Annotated in this window: 13 protein-coding genes and 1 pseudogene; 6 read left to right on the top strand and 8 right to left on the bottom strand. The window is 52.6% G+C overall.

Features of this window, described 5'->3' with window-relative positions; translation table 11 throughout:
• Position 1: 1 nt before the first annotated feature.
• Positions 2–1,099: a FecR family protein gene (locus DUE52_RS01005; RefSeq protein WP_114404072.1), complete on the bottom strand. Its 1,098-nt coding sequence runs from the start codon at positions 1,097–1,099 to the stop codon at positions 2–4.
• Positions 1,100–1,311: 212 nt separating this feature from the next.
• Between DUE52_RS01005 and DUE52_RS01000 the strand changes: the two genes are divergently transcribed.
• Complete coding sequence (locus tag DUE52_RS01000) at positions 1,312–1,872, top strand: RNA polymerase sigma factor (RefSeq protein WP_114404071.1); 561 nt, start codon at positions 1,312–1,314, stop codon at positions 1,870–1,872.
• Between the two features lie 35 nt (positions 1,873–1,907).
• Here DUE52_RS01000 and DUE52_RS00995 read toward each other — a convergent pair whose 3' ends face one another.
• A complete protein-coding gene (locus tag DUE52_RS00995; protein ID WP_133299737.1) occupies positions 1,908–2,288 on the bottom strand; it encodes a hypothetical protein in 381 nt (126 codons plus the stop codon).
• A complete protein-coding gene (locus tag DUE52_RS00990) occupies positions 2,267–2,683 on the bottom strand; it encodes a HEPN domain-containing protein (protein ID WP_114404069.1) in 417 nt (138 codons plus the stop codon). Before DUE52_RS00990 ends, DUE52_RS00995 begins: the two co-directional genes overlap by 22 nt.
• A gap of 217 nt (positions 2,684–2,900) precedes the next feature.
• On the opposite strand from DUE52_RS00990, the gene ffh reads away from it, so the two are divergent.
• Positions 2,901–4,220, top strand: coding sequence for a signal recognition particle protein (gene ffh / locus DUE52_RS00985; protein WP_114404068.1), 1,320 nt, complete (start codon positions 2,901–2,903; stop codon positions 4,218–4,220).
• Positions 4,221–4,252: 32 nt separating this feature from the next.
• Here ffh and DUE52_RS00980 read toward each other — a convergent pair whose 3' ends face one another.
• The gene (locus DUE52_RS00980; RefSeq protein WP_229312021.1) at positions 4,253–5,935 is read right to left on the bottom strand and encodes a S41 family peptidase; all 1,683 of its coding nucleotides are present in this window, start codon (positions 5,933–5,935) and stop codon (positions 4,253–4,255) included.
• 181 nt (positions 5,936–6,116) lie between these two features.
• Positions 6,117–8,174: an acetoacetate--CoA ligase gene (locus DUE52_RS00975; RefSeq protein ID WP_114404066.1), complete on the bottom strand. Its 2,058-nt coding sequence runs from the start codon at positions 8,172–8,174 to the stop codon at positions 6,117–6,119.
• Between the two features lie 194 nt (positions 8,175–8,368).
• Here DUE52_RS00975 and DUE52_RS00970 point away from each other — a divergent pair, with 194 nt between their 5' ends.
• The gene (locus tag DUE52_RS00970) at positions 8,369–10,285 is read left to right on the top strand and encodes a pseudouridine synthase (protein ID WP_114404065.1); all 1,917 of its coding nucleotides are present in this window, start codon (positions 8,369–8,371) and stop codon (positions 10,283–10,285) included.
• A gap of 159 nt (positions 10,286–10,444) precedes the next feature.
• Here DUE52_RS00970 and DUE52_RS00965 read toward each other — a convergent pair whose 3' ends face one another.
• Together DUE52_RS00965 and DUE52_RS00960 are read right to left on the bottom strand one after the other, a co-directional pair.
• A complete protein-coding gene (locus DUE52_RS00965; protein ID WP_165840837.1) occupies positions 10,445–12,304 on the bottom strand; it encodes an alpha/beta hydrolase in 1,860 nt (619 codons plus the stop codon).
• Between the two features lie 174 nt (positions 12,305–12,478).
• Positions 12,479–14,431, bottom strand: a complete 1,953-nt coding sequence (locus DUE52_RS00960) for a heparinase II/III domain-containing protein (RefSeq protein ID WP_114404063.1) — start codon at positions 14,429–14,431, stop codon at positions 12,479–12,481.
• Positions 14,432–14,507: 76 nt separating this feature from the next.
• On the opposite strand from DUE52_RS00960, the gene DUE52_RS32940 reads away from it, so the two are divergent.
• A complete protein-coding gene (locus DUE52_RS32940; protein WP_262510976.1) occupies positions 14,508–14,636 on the top strand; it encodes a hypothetical protein in 129 nt (42 codons plus the stop codon).
• Here DUE52_RS32940 and DUE52_RS32715 read toward each other — a convergent pair.
• Entirely contained in the window at positions 14,633–16,210 is a 1,578-nt protein-coding gene (locus DUE52_RS32715; RefSeq protein WP_114404062.1) for a RagB/SusD family nutrient uptake outer membrane protein, read from the bottom strand. The genes DUE52_RS32940 and DUE52_RS32715 overlap by 4 nt on opposite strands.
• Between DUE52_RS32715 and DUE52_RS33045 the strand changes: the two are divergent.
• Both DUE52_RS33045 and DUE52_RS32710 read left to right on the top strand, forming a co-directional pair.
• Positions 16,151–16,312 (top strand): annotated as a pseudogene (locus DUE52_RS33045) (helix-turn-helix domain-containing protein); the annotation flags it as partial. The gene DUE52_RS32715 and the pseudogene DUE52_RS33045 overlap by 60 nt on opposite strands.
• A 57-nt stretch (positions 16,313–16,369) precedes the next feature.
• Entirely contained in the window at positions 16,370–16,669 is a 300-nt protein-coding gene (locus tag DUE52_RS32710; protein ID WP_229312020.1) for a substrate-binding domain-containing protein, read from the top strand.
• The last annotated feature ends 27 nt before the right edge of the window (positions 16,670–16,696 follow it).

Below are 16,696 nucleotides of genomic sequence, written 5' to 3'. Positions count from 1 at the left end.
TCTATTCGCCACATCCCGTTGCCAGGATGAGGACTTTTCCATCGGTTACTTCGTAGGAACCCTGGAGCGATTTGCTGATCAAACGAAGCTGTTCATACAGCGACAAACCGGTCAGGGACGCCGTCAGGCTGCATTTTTGCAGGAGGGATTCGTTGTACACAATGTCGATTTCGTACGTTTCCTCGATGCGCCGAAACACTTCGGTAAGCGGAACGTCGTCAAATTCAAAGGAAACCGACGTGGCATTTTTGGCGATAAAAACCGGATTTTCAACCAGTTCCTTGCGAAAAATCTCCTGTTTCGCGTTAAAAACCACCTGCTGATTGGGCGTTAGCACCACGCCGGTGACTTCCGGTTTTTCGACGTTTCGCTGTTGCTCCAGTTCTTTCCGGGAATACACCGTCACGCGTCCGGTTCGCACGGCCACCGTCACCTGCGGCAGATCGTCGTAGGCTTTCACCGTGAAACTGGTTCCGACCACGCGCGTCACCACATCACGGGCGTAGACCAGAAACGGCACTTTCGGATTGGGAACCACGTCGAAAAACGCTTCCCCCGTCAGCACGACGGCCCGGACCTGTTGTCCAAAACCGGCGACGTGCTGAATCCGGCTGTTGGGCTGGAGCCGAACCGTGCTTCCATCCGGTAACGTCACCCGAACCGGTTTGCTGGTGCGGTTGGCCTGCTCCACCACGCCGTCGTTGGGCCGGGCTTCCGGTAAGAGGCTGGTTAGCCACGGCGACTTTTGAGGAATCCGCCACACCAGCCAGCCCGCACCCAGCAATAGAATGAGCGTTGCAGCCGCCAGCCACCATGATCTCCTAAAAACCGGCAGGCTGCGCGTTTCCGGCTGCTGGCTTACGCGCCGAAGAATCTGCCCGGTTTCGTGCGTGAGGGTGGCTTCGGTCACCTCCGTTTCCGGCAGGTTCAGGGCTTCCAGAATGTCTTTCGCCAGCAAGGCTTCCGCCCGGTTCGGCTGCGGTTGCGCCATCCAGCCGGACCAGAAAGCCGCAGCCGCTGCGTCGCGGTTATAAACCCAGGCGATGAAGGAATCGTCGGTCAGAAAATCTTCGGCTTTATAGGAATGGTAGGCCTGCATGTAACGGGGTGAGTTCTCCGGTCTTGTTTAGGTAGATAGAACGGTTTTTGAAGTTCATACCCACGGACGGGTAAATTTTTGTTGGGGGTGATCATCGCTCATTTTCGCAGCTCGCTGCAAATTTTTACGGATAAACTACTACTTTTTGAGAAGAACGGCATTTGGTTTATCTTCGTGAACTGATTCATTCGTATGCTTAATTCTCCGTCCGTATGAAAGAAACGATATCGGACCCGGATCTGTGGAATCAGGTTCGAATGGGAGACGAAGTGGCTTTTGAAGAACTGATCCGGCGTTTCTACCGCCCGCTGCACCACTACGGTTTTAAGTTTACCCGCGACGCAGACCTGTTAAAAGATTGTATACAGGACTTGTTTGTGGAACTCTGGGCCTACCGCCGAAACATTGCCCAGACGGAGTATGTGCGGGTGTATCTCTTCAAATCGTTACGCCGGAAATTGTATAAAGATGCCCTCCGAAGGGGACAGACGGAGCCGTTTGAAGACGGGATGGCCGACGGTTTTCTCCACGCCGAGAGCTTCGAGGACGAACTGATCCGAACGGAATTATCGGCCTACCAGCGCAGCCGCCTGGAAACACTCCTGAAAACCCTGACCGACCGCCAGCAGGAAGCCGTTCACCTGAAGTTTTTTGCGGCTTTGCCGAACGATAAAATTGCGGAAGTGATGGGGCTCAGCTACCAGTCCGTCGGTAATCTGCTACACCGTGCGGTGAATAAGTTGCGGGAAGGCTGGCACGGGTTGCTGTTGTGAAAACCGCAGGGGTTTGGGCCATAGGGTAGGGTCTATCAATTTACCCGATAAAGCACCGAATCAGGAAACCGCTGACCGTGTATGTAGTTGCCAAAAAATGGAATGTTACTGATTCCGGGTTCAGTATGGATCATGTGTTTCAATTGACGGCACAACGTATTATGCGTATCAATCACCGATACATCGCCTAATGAAAGGTCGATTTCATTTTCTTTGATGACCTTGTATATTTTAGTGTAGGCCATTCTTGATCCGTCCCGATCAATACCTTTCATGGCAAACAATAAACGCCAATTTTCGGTATCCGGAAGATTAATCCAGAGAGCAACCGGAATGGAAGCACCCGAAGCATCCAGCTTTTCGAGCAGTTTCTTTCCTTCTTCCAGTTGTTTGTTTACCAATAGTGCTGTATCCATATTAATATTCCACTAATCGGGTCGGTTACTGAATCAAGTAAATTTTTAGCCTCGGCTTTTGTAATCATTCGATACCGGCTACTTTCGTTCCAGTCTTTCACGATGGTCCAATTGGTAGCGAAAGTGCAGTTGTGCTTTTTCAAATTTAGTCGTTGTGCCTCTAAATCTGCTAGTTTTACCAATTCTTTTAAATCATGGGTATAGCATTTTTGGGCAAAGTTCTTATCCGGAAAAACATGTCTTTTTGTCTTTTGAGCGATACAGGCTTTTAGCGCACATTCCATAGCATATCCAGCCAAATAATAGGCACCACAATAGTTTTTTGTTGATAACAAGACAGCCGCTTCTTTGATTCGTACTTCAGAAATTTGCTTGAGTAGCCTTCCATTCATCATTGCCGCATTTTAATATCTCTTTAGACGATAGATTTGCGATTAAGTCAACGTTAACCAACCAAACAGGTATTTCCTCCCTCTCCTAAAATTCATTAACTTTGCAGTTCTCTGATTTCTCCGATACTCTCTGGTTAACTCTGTGTAACAATTTAATAGCTAGTACACAGAGCTAACCAGAGACGATCAGAGGGAATCAGAGGTAAATAAGCATCGAATCATGTTTGAAAATCTTCAGGATAAGCTTAATCAGGCTTTCAAGACCTTAAAAGGACAGGGTCGGATTACCGAAATCAACGTTGCCGCGACCGTAAAGGAAGTGCGCCGGGCCTTGACCGACGCCGACGTAAACTACAAAGTTGCCAAAGAGGTTACCGACCGCGTCAAGGAGAAAGCCCTCGACCGCAAGGTGCTGATCGCCGTTGAGCCGGGGCAACTGTTCGTCAAGATCGTTCAGGAAGAACTGACCGAACTGATGGGGGGCGAAGCCGAAGGCATTAACCTCAAAGGCGATCCGGCCATCATCCTGATTGCGGGTTTGCAGGGTTCCGGTAAAACAACGTTCTCGGGCAAACTGGCAGCTTTCCTGAAAAAACAGGGCCGCAACGTGCTGCTAACGGCCTGCGACATTTACCGCCCGGCCGCCATCGACCAGTTGAAAGTGCTGGGCGAGCAGGTGGGTGTGGAGGTCTATGCCGAACCGGAAAACAAAAATGCCGTCGAGATTGCCCAGAATGCCCTGGCGCACGCCCGTAAAACCGGCAAGAAAGTCGTTATTGTCGATACCGCCGGTCGTCTGGCCGTGGATGAGGTGATGATGAAAGAGGTGGAAAACCTCAAAAAAGCGTTAAATCCGTCGGAAACGCTATTCGTGGTGGATTCGATGACGGGGCAGGATGCGGTCAATACGGCCAAAACCTTCAACGACCGGCTGAACTTCGACGGCGTGGTGCTGACAAAACTCGACGGTGACGCCCGCGGTGGGGCCGCGCTCTCGATTCGGGGCGTCGTCCAGAAACCGATCAAGTTCATGAGTACGGGCGAGAAGATGGAAGCCCTTGACATCTTCTACCCCGACCGGATGGCCAGCCGGATTCTGGGCATGGGTGACGTGATCTCACTCGTTGAGCGGGCGCAACAGGCTTTCGATGAAGACGAAGCCAAGCGCATTAGCTCAAAAATGCGCCAGAACAAGTTCGATTTCAACGACTTCCGGGGGCAGTTGCAGCAAATCAAAAAGATGGGGAACATCAAAGACCTCATCGGTATGATTCCCGGCATGGGCAAGATGATGAAGGATGTCGATATCGATAACGATTCGTTCAAACCCATCGAAGCCATCATCGGCTCCATGACGCCGATCGAACGCGAACGCCCCGATATCATCGACGGAAACCGCAAAAAGCGCATTGCGAACGGCAGCGGTACGTCGATTCAGGAAGTGAACAATCTGCTGAAACAGTTTGACGAAATGCGGAAGATGATGAAGAAAATGAATCAGATGCAGTCGTCGGGCAAGCTCAGTAAAATGATGAAGTAGAACGGAGATCCTCCGTTCTACTTTTTTGCTTTCTACTTTTGGGCGGCATACCCGCCTTTTTCCAATAACCGCGCCTGATCGAAGAGCGTCAGGGCTTTCTTGTACGTTTCGTCGCCCTCCGACAGCATTTCGAAGAATTCGTTGTTGAGACCGTCGCGGTGGCCCTGCCGCCACGCATACTGCGCGATGTAGGCTTTCAACTGCGTCTGGATGTATTTCTTCGACCGCTTGTATTCGGCTTCGTTAAACTTGATGCCCTGCGCCGTGGCGTCGTCCGTCAGGCGTTTCAGCATGGCGTCTGTGATGACAAAATTCTTCTTGTAGCTGTTAAAACCGTCTTTTTCCAGTTGTTTGCGGTGATCGTTGGCGTATTCCATCGCCTGTTCACGAACAATGTTTTTGTTAAACAACTGAATCAGATACTTGGTCATGAACAGCGTATCGCGGGGTACGAACACATCGGGCGTGATGCCACCGGCTCCGAAAACCGTCCGGCCACCCGACGTTTTAAATTTGTATTTCGCGTTGTTCTTGATGCTGTCGGCAATGTAATATTCCCCGCTCTTCGAACGGGCTTCCAGTTCTTTTTCGTAATCTTCACCGTGACCGGCCACATACGGTTTCTGAATACTCCGGCCGCTTGGCGTATAATAGCGGGAAATCGTTAGCCGCAATTCGGAACCGTCGGATAACATGACCGGCATTTGCACCAGCCCTTTGCCAAACGACCGCCGTCCGACAATCAGCGCCCGATCCTGATCCTGCAAGGCACCCGCCACAATCTCTGACGCCGACGCGCTGCCTTCGTCCATCAGCACGATCACCGGGCCTTCTTCAAATTGGCCGGCAATGCGGGCTTTGGTCTGGCGGTCGTAGCGGTCATCCTTGCCATCGGTATACACCAGTAGTTTATCACCGGAGATGAACTCGTCGGCCAGGCTCGTCGCCCGGTCCATGTAGCCGCCGGGGTTGTTGCGCAGGTCGAGCACCATCTGCCTCATGCCTTTTTGCTTCAGGGTTCCCAGGGCTTTTTTGAACTCGTCGTAGGTCGTCTCCGAGAACCGGTTTACCTTGATATACCCGGTTTTGTCATCGATCATGTATGCCGCATCGACGGAATAGGTCGGAATCCGGTCGCGCTGAACCGTGAAGGTCAGCGGTTTTTTCTCGCCTTTGCGCAGGACGAACAATTTGACGGACGATCCTTTTTTGCCGCGTAGTTTCTTGAAAACGAGGGCATTGTCCAGTTTGCTGCCGGTCATATCGGTCTCGTCGACCTTGATGATCTTATCGCCACTCAGAATCCCGGCGGTTTCGGACGGGCCACCGGCCATGGGCGTTACGACGTAAACCGTGTCTTTGTAAATATTGAATTCGACACCGATTCCGTCAAAACCGCCTTCCAGTTGCGTTCGGGCGGCCACGGCATCCGTCGGGTTCATGTAGGTGGTGTGCGGGTCCAGTTTCTCCAGCATTTTGGAGATGGAATAATCCACCAGATCGTCCGTATTGACCGAATCAACGTAGTTATTCTCAATCAGTTGAAGAACTTCCTTGAACTTAGAATACCCGCGTCCGATGTTGTTGAGGCTTTTTCCGCCACTAAAAAATGTAGCGCCGATCAACATGCCGGCTGCCAGCGTGATGCCCAGGAGCATCGGCAACCGGACGGTCGCCTTGTCGTTCTGAATTTTTTCGCGTTCAGGTTCTCTCATAGTCGTACCCACGGACAGTCGTCCGCAAAACATTCTATAGGTTGTTGATACTAGTTTACTCGACTAACACGCCCAAAACCCGACTGCCCGGAAGTCCGTGCGCACTTACTGCATAACGATAAAATACGGGCAAAATGTTTGCCGAAATTGAATGAAAGATATAGAATTTATTCCGACTCTCCTATTTCACCAACAAATCAGATTTCATGCTGTCTGCCAGCAGAATAAAGGTATCCAGCGCCGACGGATTCCGGAGTGTATCGCGACTCGTTACCCGTTCGGGCGAGATGCCCATCAGAATCTTTTTGACGGGGGCCTCTACTTTTTTCCCGCTGATCGTATACGGTATTTCCGGTACCTGAAAAATGGCGTCGGGAACGTGCCGGGGGCTGTATTGGGTTCGGAGCGCGAGCCGGATTCGCTGGGCCATTTCCGCGTTGAGTTCGGTCGCCGGATCGGTGGTCTGGCCTTCGAGCACCACAAACAGGGGCATAAAATACCGTCCGCCGGGGAGTTCGAGGCAAACCACGAGGCTGTCGGCTACGTCGGGAACACTCTCGACGGCGCTATACACCTCGCTCGTGCCGATCCGAACGCCGTCGCGGTTGAGCGTGGCGTCGGAGCGACCGTAGATGACGACGGTTTTGCGGTCGGTAATCTTGATCCAGTCGCCGTGCCGCCAGATGCCGTCGTACTGGTCAAAGTAACTGGATTTGTAGCGTTGGTTACCCGCCGGATCATTGTGGTTGTCATTCCAGAAATAGATCGGCATCGACGGCATGGGTTCCAGAATCACCATTTCGCCCAGTTCGTTGCGGATCGGTTTCGCGTTTTCGTCGAACGATTCGAGTTTACACCCCAGCATCCGGCACTGAATTTCGCCTTCGTAAACCGGTAGCAGCGGACAACCGCCGACAAAACCGCTGCAAATGTCCGTACCGCCACTGAGCGACACCAGCCAGACGTCTTTTTTGACCGATTCATACACCCAGCGGAAGCCTTCGGGCGGCAACGGCGAGCCCGTGGAGCCAATGGTTTTCAGGTGAACTAACTTTGAACTTCCGACGTAGGACAGCCCCGCCCGCATACAGGCCAGCAGGTAGGCCGCCCCCGCGCCGAAATGATTGACCCGCGCGCGCTCGGCCAGATTCCAGAGTACGTCCATGTTGGGATACCCCGCCGAACCGTCGTAAATGACTAGCGTGGCCCCGACCAGCAACGACGCCACCGAATAATTCCACATCATCCAGCCCGTCGTGGAGTACCAGAAATACCGGTCGCCGGGCTGAACATCCTGGTGTAGAGCCAGCGCTTTCAGGTGTTCCAGCAAACAGCCCCCGACGCTGTGGGTAATGGCCTTCGGTTTGCCGGTTGTTCCCGACGAAAACAGAATCCAGATTGGGTGTTCGAACGGCACCGGTTCAAAAACCAGGGGAATCGCCGTGTTGGTTTGCAGGACCGAATTCCACAAAACCGACTTGCTGCGGGGGCCGGTTGGCGGTTCGAAATCAGGATCGAGATTGGCTACCCAGACCACTTTCTTTAACGTGGGCAATGCCGTCTGCAAGTCGCTCAGCGCGTCGGTTTTGTCGATCGGTTTTCCGTTATAATGGTAGCCATCGATGGCAAACAGCACCTTGGGCTCGATTTGCCGGAAGCGGTCGATGATGCTGGGCGTACCGAAATCCGGTGAACAACTCGACCAGATGGCGCCCACGCTGTTGGTGGCCAGAAAGGCCACGACGGCTTCCGGGATGTTGGGCAACACCGACACGACGCGGTCGCCGGGGCGGACGTTGTTTTCGCGCAGAAAATGGGCGATGGCCGTCACCTGTTGTTCCAGTTCCGACCAGCTTAACGACGTCAGTGACTGTTGTTCCGACTGGAAAAGGATGGCCGGGCGTTCGCTGGTTTTGTTGCGGAAAATATGTTCGGCGTAGTTCAGGGTCGCTCCGGTAAACCAACGGGTCCCGATCATGCCCGAAGCCGGTTTTTCGATCACCTCCTGGTAATCGCGGTGGCTTTGGATATTGAAAAACTGCCAGATGCTTCGCCAGAAATCTTCGAGGTCTGTGGTCGACCAGTCCCACAAGTCGTGGTAATCGCGGAAATACAAACCTTTCTTGACAAACAGCCAGTCCAGGTATCGTTTCATCTGCGATTGGTCGATCATCCGCCGGTCGGGTTTCCAGATTGGTTCTTTGGAGTCAGGTTGTATAGAAGTAGTTGCAGAAGCCATTGGTAAGAGAAATCAGAATGGGAATTGTTGTGAGGTTAGGAATTGTTTCCGGACAAAATGGTGTTCCGTTTCAGAACAAAGACAGAAGTTACATTAAAATACGCTAACTTTGCAGCCCATTTCAGGATGCGTTTTCGAACTGGCTGATAATCAATAGAATCTACAATAACTACAGTAGTGATACTGCAACTTTCATGAGTAAGAAAAGAGAAGAACCCCAGAGCCGCCGGGAAGGCAGATCGGGAGGCTACGGTCAGACGGAGACGACGAATAAATTCTACAGCAACGTCGTCAAACGCAAGGACTCCGGAGACCGTAAGGATGAACGCAAAGAGCGCAGTTTCGACAAACCGGGTTTCGACAAACCGCGGGGAGAACGTCCTTCGTCCGGTGAACGCCGGTTTGATGATAAACGATCGGAACGGCCCCGGACGGGTGGCTCTAATTACGCGGGTTCGCGCCCGGATCGTCCGCGTTTTGAACGGAATGATGATCGCCGGTCGTCCGGTCCGTCATCGGATCGCCCGGATCGGAATGAAAGATCCCGCAGTGATAGCCCGCGTGGTGGCCGGTTTGAAGGCGGTGGACCCCGCCGTGATTTTGACCGTCCGCGCGGACCACGGGATGAAAATAAAGATTTCCGCCGGGATGACCGCCCGGATAACCGCAGCAGCCGGTTTGGCGGTTCGGGTTCGCGGGATGACAAACCCCGGTATGGCCGCAACGGCGGTCAGTCGGAAACCCGCAACAGCCGTTTCGGTAGTGAAAAATCGCACGGTGACCGGTCGCGGAATGACGAGGCAAGGCCACATACTGACCGGCCCGAGCGCCGGGAAAGCCGGTTTGGGTCGGAACGCAGCTACGGTGAGCGCACCGAACGGAGCCGCGAGAGCGAACCGCGCGATGACCGCAACACCGAACCCGGAGCAGAACCGCGCGAACGCCGGGAGTTTGATCGGCCCCGCCGGGACGACCGCCCGTCCAGCGGTGAACGACGGGAATTTGACCGCCCGCGCCGGGATGATCGCGGATCGCGCGAAGACCGTCCCGCCGACCGCGAGCGCCGGGATTTTGACCGTCCGCGGGGACCGCGTGACGAGAACAAAGGATTCAGCCGGGACAGTCGCCCGGGCGATCGGGAACGCCGGGACGATCAGCCCTCGCGTTATGACCGCCCCCGTCAGGACGACAGTGATGCGGCCAAACAGCAAAAAATTGAAGACAGTCGGGGTCGTCAGGTGGGCCGTTCGCGGGCACCGGAATACGACATCGACAAGATGAAGGAGCAGGCGTTGGGAGGCCGCAATTCGCGCGACAAACGCCCGAAGCGGGTAGGTCATGAGAAAGTTCGTGAGCAAGCCGGAAGTGGTGACCGTGATAAAAAACCGCGCGATGCCGACTCGGGATTGATCCGGCTGAACCGGTATGTTGCCAACGCCGGGATTTGCTCGCGCCGGGATGCCGATGAACTGATTGCCAAAGGCGATGTCAGCGTGAACGGCAAAGTGGTGACCGAAATGGGCTACAAAGTGCAGCCCACGGATGTGATCAAATACGGTACCCGGGTGCTGAATCCGGAGAAAATGACCTACGTGTTGTTGAATAAACCGAAAGATTATATCACGACGACAGAAGATCCGGAAGACCGCAACACGGTGATGGATCTGGTGGCCGGAGCAACGCCGTACCGGATTTATCCGGTGGGCCGTCTGGACCGCAACACCACCGGTTTGCTGCTGCTGACAAACGACGGTGAACTGGTCGAAAAACTGACTCATCCATCGAACGAAATCAAGAAAGTATACCAGGTTGAACTCGACAAACCGTTGACCAACGAACATTTTGAAGCGATTCGGGACGGTTTTGAACTGGAAGATGGTTATATTAAACCTGACGATCTGGGAATTGTGACGCCGGATGCCCAGGTTATCGGCATCGAAATTCACAGCGGTCGCAACCGCATTGTTCGCCGGATTTTCGAGCATTTCGACTACGTCGTGACGAAACTGGACCGGACGGTGTATGCCGGTTTGAACAAAAAAGAACTGCCGCGCGGAACCTGGCGGTATTTGAACGAGAAGGAAGTGATTCGGCTTAAATTCTTGTTGTAAACCAGACTAGGGCTTTCGCTTTTTGCCCCTAAATTCCCTAAAGGGGACTTGGACACGTTTAATCCGAATGCTATAAGTCCCCTTTAGGGGATTTAGGGGTGTACTGACCGTTCAAAAAAATAGGGCATCATTCGAATGATGCCCTATTTTTTTGAACGGTTATTTCCGACGAACCGTAAATTTTACCTTTCCCCAGGTTACTTTCCGCTCGATGGGGTTGAACGTCTTGGTTTCGTAACTGGCCAGGCACTCGATCTGGTGACCATCCGAGCAATCGGGGGCAATATGCAGCACGGTATTTTGCGTAAAACCGTCCGGCCAGCGGGCCGGAATCATTTCGTCGGCCCATGCTTCCCGGACCCACGGATTTTCGGTGTAGAGCCGGAGCCGGTTTTTTCCTTCGTACACCATCACGTTTTCGCCCGCATTAACGATGCCGTCGGCATTACCTTTCCCCTGGGCTTTTCCGCGAATGATCTTCCCATCATCGACACTAACTTCATTGAAAACCGGCATGTCATACCAGATCGGCACGTTGATTTCGTCGTTAAACACCTGATCCCCTGCATAAACCGTCACCTTGAATTTAACCGCCGACGGCTCCGCGTGCAGGGGCGGTTTTTTGGAGCAGGCAATGCGTAAAGGAGGCAAACGCAGGATGTGATCCGCAGCGACAGGATTGATTTGAATGACGGAATCTTGTACAACGACTTCGCCGTCCATTGTGCTGACTACCACCCGAATCGGTTGGAAAATCTCCCTTTCACCGCCCCGGTTAAACAAACGAAGAGCCAGTTTATTCGCAGAACCGACATTCAAAAACCGGCTTTTTTCGTCTATTTTATAATCCAGACAAACCCATTCCGGCGCATCGTTTTTTTCAAATACCCCCACTTCACCGCCCAGAGCGTCCACTTCGATTGTCAACTGACCGTTTGAACTACTTTGTTTTTCGCTCAACACGGTTTTTCCGGACGAAGCCGAATACGTGGCAATCTGATACGTTTTAGTGGGCGTATAAACCGGCGCCGTCGTTACTTTCAATGGGCCGATAGCCAGGGGAGGCCCGTCGGGTAGCCACTGATTCGTATACCCGCCAAATCCTTTTTTATCCACGTTTTTCAGGAAAATAAAACCGGGTTGCTGTTTGTTACTTTCCACCGAATAACCCCACAAGCTGAAGCTCGGATAGAGGTCATAATGTGACCAGCGTTCGGGTGTTTTGTGTTCTTTTTTAAACGATTCCGCAACGAATTTTAGTGCTTTTTCGAAGATGAGGGTTTCGCCGGCGTTGTCGACCCGATGCCCGCCGGGAAACTGCTCAAATTCGACCGGTTTTCCTTCCCAGATCGCACCCTGTTTGACTTCTTCATTCAGATTGAATAAGATGTCGTTATCGCTGGTGTGAATCCGGAAATCCACATCCTGCAGGTTTTTAAACGTGTAGCGAACAGGGTAAAGCGTGTGATTTTCAGGCGTTCCGACAAAGAACTCAGGACTGCCCATCATACTGACGCCCGCGCACACCTGATCGGGGTATTTGCCGGACAAAAATAAAGACATGAAACCGCCCATGCTAAAACCGATAATGCCCCGGTGATTTCGGTCGGTTAGCGTGCGATACGTCTGGTCGATATGCGAAACCAGTTCCGGGAAATAATCCTTCATCTGCACCGAAAACTTGACATCTTCGTGGTTGCCAATGTTGTAGGGACGCGGTTCTTTTCCGTCGATATTGCCATCCCACATTACCAGAATCAGGTCATATTGATCCACCAGTTGTTTCAGTTTCGCATATGCCAGTTTGGCATTGTCATCACTGGAATGTCGCCCACCCCAACCGTGAAAAAAATAGACGACCGGATAGCGTTTCGCCGATTTTCCGTAGCTTTTTGGAAGGTATAATCGATAGTATTTTGAATGGCCGAAAACCCGGCTTTCGTGCGTCAGATCCTGATACGGTTGTTGAGACGCATCGTCCTGAGCGAGAGCCCAAAAAGGCAGAAAAAGAGCGATCAAAAGAAGTCTTATGACCGCTCTGATTTTTGGAAAGCTATACATAGTTAGGTTTAGGAATAGTCGGGTTTACACCCTGTCAGGGTCGGGCCGTCGTACGGTCAGAGACCCTGACAGTGGTCAAGTTTAAGTCTGGTAATTCACCCCTGTCAGGGTCTCCGACCGCTGACAGGGTGCTTACTGCGTAATTACATACTTAAATTTTCCTGCTTTCTGCTTGGTTTTACTGACCAGTAAAATCCGCCAGATCGGGCGACGGCCCCAGTTTTCGACCAGGCGTTTTTCGTCCGGGGCATCACCCGGCATCAACTCTTTTTTAACCGTCCAGGCGGAGGCATCGTAGTCCAGCGAAGCCGGTTTGGAACCCGGTATGTCAAACCGGATTTTTCCCGCCTGGCTCAGATCGACCGGACAAACCGTCATGAACGTTTGGGTTAATTCCCGGACAGGCTGTTGAAGCACATAATCATCCGTGATGGAAACGGTATGCGCGGTTTTTTCCAGGGCCACGGTTCGTTGCCATTTCTGAACACCCGCTTCGGCCGGATACGCGGCCGCAAGGTCCATTTGTAAGATAGAATTGCCCGTGGTTTTGTTGTACGTTACATTCCGGGCTTCATATTGCCCACCCGCTGCCTGTTGAAACCCGTTGATTACCGGCAGGTTATGGTATGCCGAGCTGTTGTACCAGAGCGAATACCGTTCTTTGGAAAACGTTTTGGCGGTATAGGTTCCGAAGCCGACATCGATGATCACCGGTTGGCCGTTGGCGTAAGCGATGAAATCGCCAACGTCGTTGTGGTTGTGACTTTCGGCATTGTGACCACCGTGTGAAGCCACGAATAAACCGCCCGGTGTCCGGCCCGCCATCTGCTGAATGCTCGGTAACCAGACATCCGCCAACATCGGCGGGCGGCCTTTCCGGCTCACGCATTCCTGAAAAGCCAGCAAATTCCAGAGCACAGACAGGCGGGTGGACCCATTGGAAAGGGCTCTTTTCTCCAGGCCATTGTGGAACGTCCAGGCTCCAAAATCGCGCATGATGGTATCCTGAACGGTTTTCCCAATCCGATACAACTGCACCCCGTCGGGATGAACAACCGGCGACGCGTCGGCCACATTGATGAAATAGTTGCCGGCAATGTGCATTTTGTAGAGGTAGGTTCCGGCGTTTTGAATGAGCGGTTCCTGATAAATCGTCAGGCGACCGGCCGAGGCACTTTCCAGCACCACCAGCGCGTCGAATAACCGTCCGATGGCGCCATTCCAGTAACTTGGCCCTTCGTCGATGGCGCCGTCATCGCCCAGCCAGTTGAGGTAATGGTCCAGCAACGTTAAGGCGTGATGAAGCTCTTTTGCCCGACGTGTATCGTCCTTTTCCAACAGCAATACACTCGCCATCCAGTTGCTGATCACCCACGGATTCCAGTTGTTAACGGGAGCTTCTTTCCGCCCTTTTTGCAGATACCAATACCGCCCGCTGTCTTTTTCAAAAGGCGTAAACATCCGGGTGTTCACCTCCTTGTAAATTCGCTTTCGAATGAGTGGCGAAATGCTATCCAACTTCGACCCTAAAAAATAATCGGCTAACGCCAAGAGTGTTCCGGTATCACTGACGAATAAATCGACCGAAGGGTCTTCCGTATCGACCAGACCAAGACCCGCCTTCTGCTGGTATAAATGCGCCGGAACGCCCCAGAAACTCTCTTCACAAATCGACCAGATTCCGTCCGTAATGGCATCCAGGAATAGGCCTTTATTGTCCATCACTTCGGCCAGCAGCAGCGTGAATAACTGTGCTCTTTTTTTGAGCGAAACGTTCTCGTAATTGATGCGGATGCCGGTTCGTTGGTATTCCAGCATCAGCGATGCGGGAATGGCTTCAAATGGTGCCTGACGGTATTTTTCGGCGTCCAGAATGATAGAGTTTCGGACGGAATCGGGCAGTATTTTTTGCCATTCAATACCGGTTTTCGAAAACGGTTTCCATTGCTCCCTAGGCAGCAGCGAACGTGCGATTTCGTCTGTCGAAAAACGGCTTAACAGATTGCGCTCCTTCTGCGCAAATACCACGGGTGATACTGTCCAACTCATCCATAATAGCACCAAATACCGATACGCTTTTTTCATTACTCTTCAGGTTGTTTCTCGAAAAATCACTACCATTACCGATAGGTGATTAGCTTTTAACCAACCTTTCGATTTTATGAGTAATCTCTACCGACGCTACGCTGTTACGCCCCTAGCGGGGCAACAGAGCGGACTTCTTCATTATTTATACCCCGGATTCTGGATCAACGTGGGCTTCCCGTTGATGGTGCTGATGTCGATCTAGGCCTGCGGAATCGGATAATATTCGTTTTTATTCGGGATAAAACTCATGCCGATGGCTTCCGTGACCAGCTTCGATTCATAGGCATAATAACTGTTCAGCATTTTATCCGCATTGCCCCAGCGCACCAGATCGAAAAACCGGTGGCCCTGCATGGCTAATTCCAGTTTTCGCTCGAAATAAATAGCTTTTAAGGCAAAGTCTTTTCCGCCGGTCGCGAACGTTCCGGTGGGATAGGGAGCAACCTTGTAATTGGCCGCAGGATTTTTGGAAAAACCAGCTTCCGGCTTGGCTTCATCGACGTATTTGTAGAGAAATCCCGCCGGATTGGCCGCCCGGTTTCGGACCCGGTTGACGTACGTCTGTGCCTTGTCCAGATTACCCAGTTGCGCTTCGGCTTCGGCAGCCATCAGCAGCACATCGGCAAACCCGATGACGATGTAATTGATGGCCGAGCCGGGTGCCCACGAAATACCGTCGTAATATTTGTCGCTGGTAGCTTTCCAGTAAATGTTCTTCAGGTTGACGTACGGCCCCGTTGCCGACTGGTTCCGGATCCAGGCCTGTCCCGGCATCAGGCCCCAGTCTTTGAACGGAAGTCCGCGCCGACCCGCCGTCCAGTCGAGACGCGGATCGACGGTGCCGGCATCGGGCGTAAACGGCTGAGTGGACAGAATGCCCTGATCGCTTTTGATCGCATTCGCATTGTACTCATCCAGATACGGCAAACCGGTCGCCGGGTTGGTGCGAAATGAATTGACCAGATCGAACGATGGCATGAAGTTGCCGCAACACCGGAAGGGGCTGTTGATCGGGAAGTTCAACATGCTGCCCTGATTGGCCGTCGCGATGGTTCCATTGCCGACGTTGGCCGACATTTCCACCGAGAACAGCGCTTCGGGACTGGTCAGTTCTTTCTCGGGACGGTAGTTGTCTTCAAATTCGGGGTTCAGGTCATACGCAAGGCCTTTGGCGGTTTTTCCGCTGGCAATCACCTGATCGAACAACGCTTTCGCTTCGGCGTATTTATGCTGGTCCAGGTACGACTTTGCCAGGAACGCAGCCGCAGCCCATTTATTCGCACTGGCCGCATCTTTCTGGTTTTCAGGCATGTTGTCCATCCCGAACTTGAAGTTGGCCATGACGTTCGGCCAGATATCCTTGTCGTTGGGCTGTTTGTAATCTGTCATCGTTTCGTCGATCCACGGCACCATGTTGAACATTTTCTTCAGGTCAAAATAGAAATATCCCCGCAGGAACCGGGCCTGCCCGATCACATTGTTCTTTTCGGCATCGGTCATGTCGCTGGCTTTATTGACCACCCGCAACACCGCATTGCAGCGACTAACCCCCGCGTAATCGGCTTTCCATTTTTCGTTGAAAAACGCGTTGGTCGCTTCGATGCTGGTGGCCAGGGCGTTGGCGTGGGCTTCACCGCCGTATTCGCTGCCGTAAATCCAGTTGTCGGGCGGTGTGGCCCAGGCCGTACCACCGCTGATGTTTCCACCGAAAGCGCCCTGTCCGTCGAGCGCGGCATAGGCACCAATCAACAAGGACGTTACGCCGGCTTTACCCAACTCGGTATTTCGATTTCAACGGTTTCGCGGGCGCTCCGGAATCATCCGGATATCAAGGAAAGCACGAAGAAGGCGGTTTTTGAACTGGCCGGGCAACTGGAATATGAGCCGAATCAACTGGCCTTTCAACTCCTCAACCGCCGGAGCAACACCATCGGTGTGGTGGTTCCCAAAATCACCTATTCGCTGTATTCACAGGCCATTCCGGGCATGGTCGACGTGTCGGAGCGGCACGGCTATCAATTGTTGATTTGTCAGACCGACGACAGCTATGAGAAGGAAGTGCGGCAGGTGCAGAGTCTGCTGAGTTCGCGGGTTTCGGGCATTATTCTGTCGGTTTCGGCCAACACCACGCAATTCGATCATTTACACAGGATTCAGAACAAGAACGTCCCGCTGGTGCTGTTCAACCGCGATTGTGAGGAAATCAACTGTTCGAAAGTGACCATCGATAAGTGAGTTGAAAAATACGAGGGTTGCTTACGA

This window comes from Larkinella punicea (assembly GCF_003334855.1).
Taxonomy (GTDB): Bacteria; Bacteroidota; Bacteroidia; order Cytophagales; family Spirosomataceae; genus Larkinella; species Larkinella punicea.
This window is presented reverse-complemented; position numbering and strand designations above follow the sequence as displayed.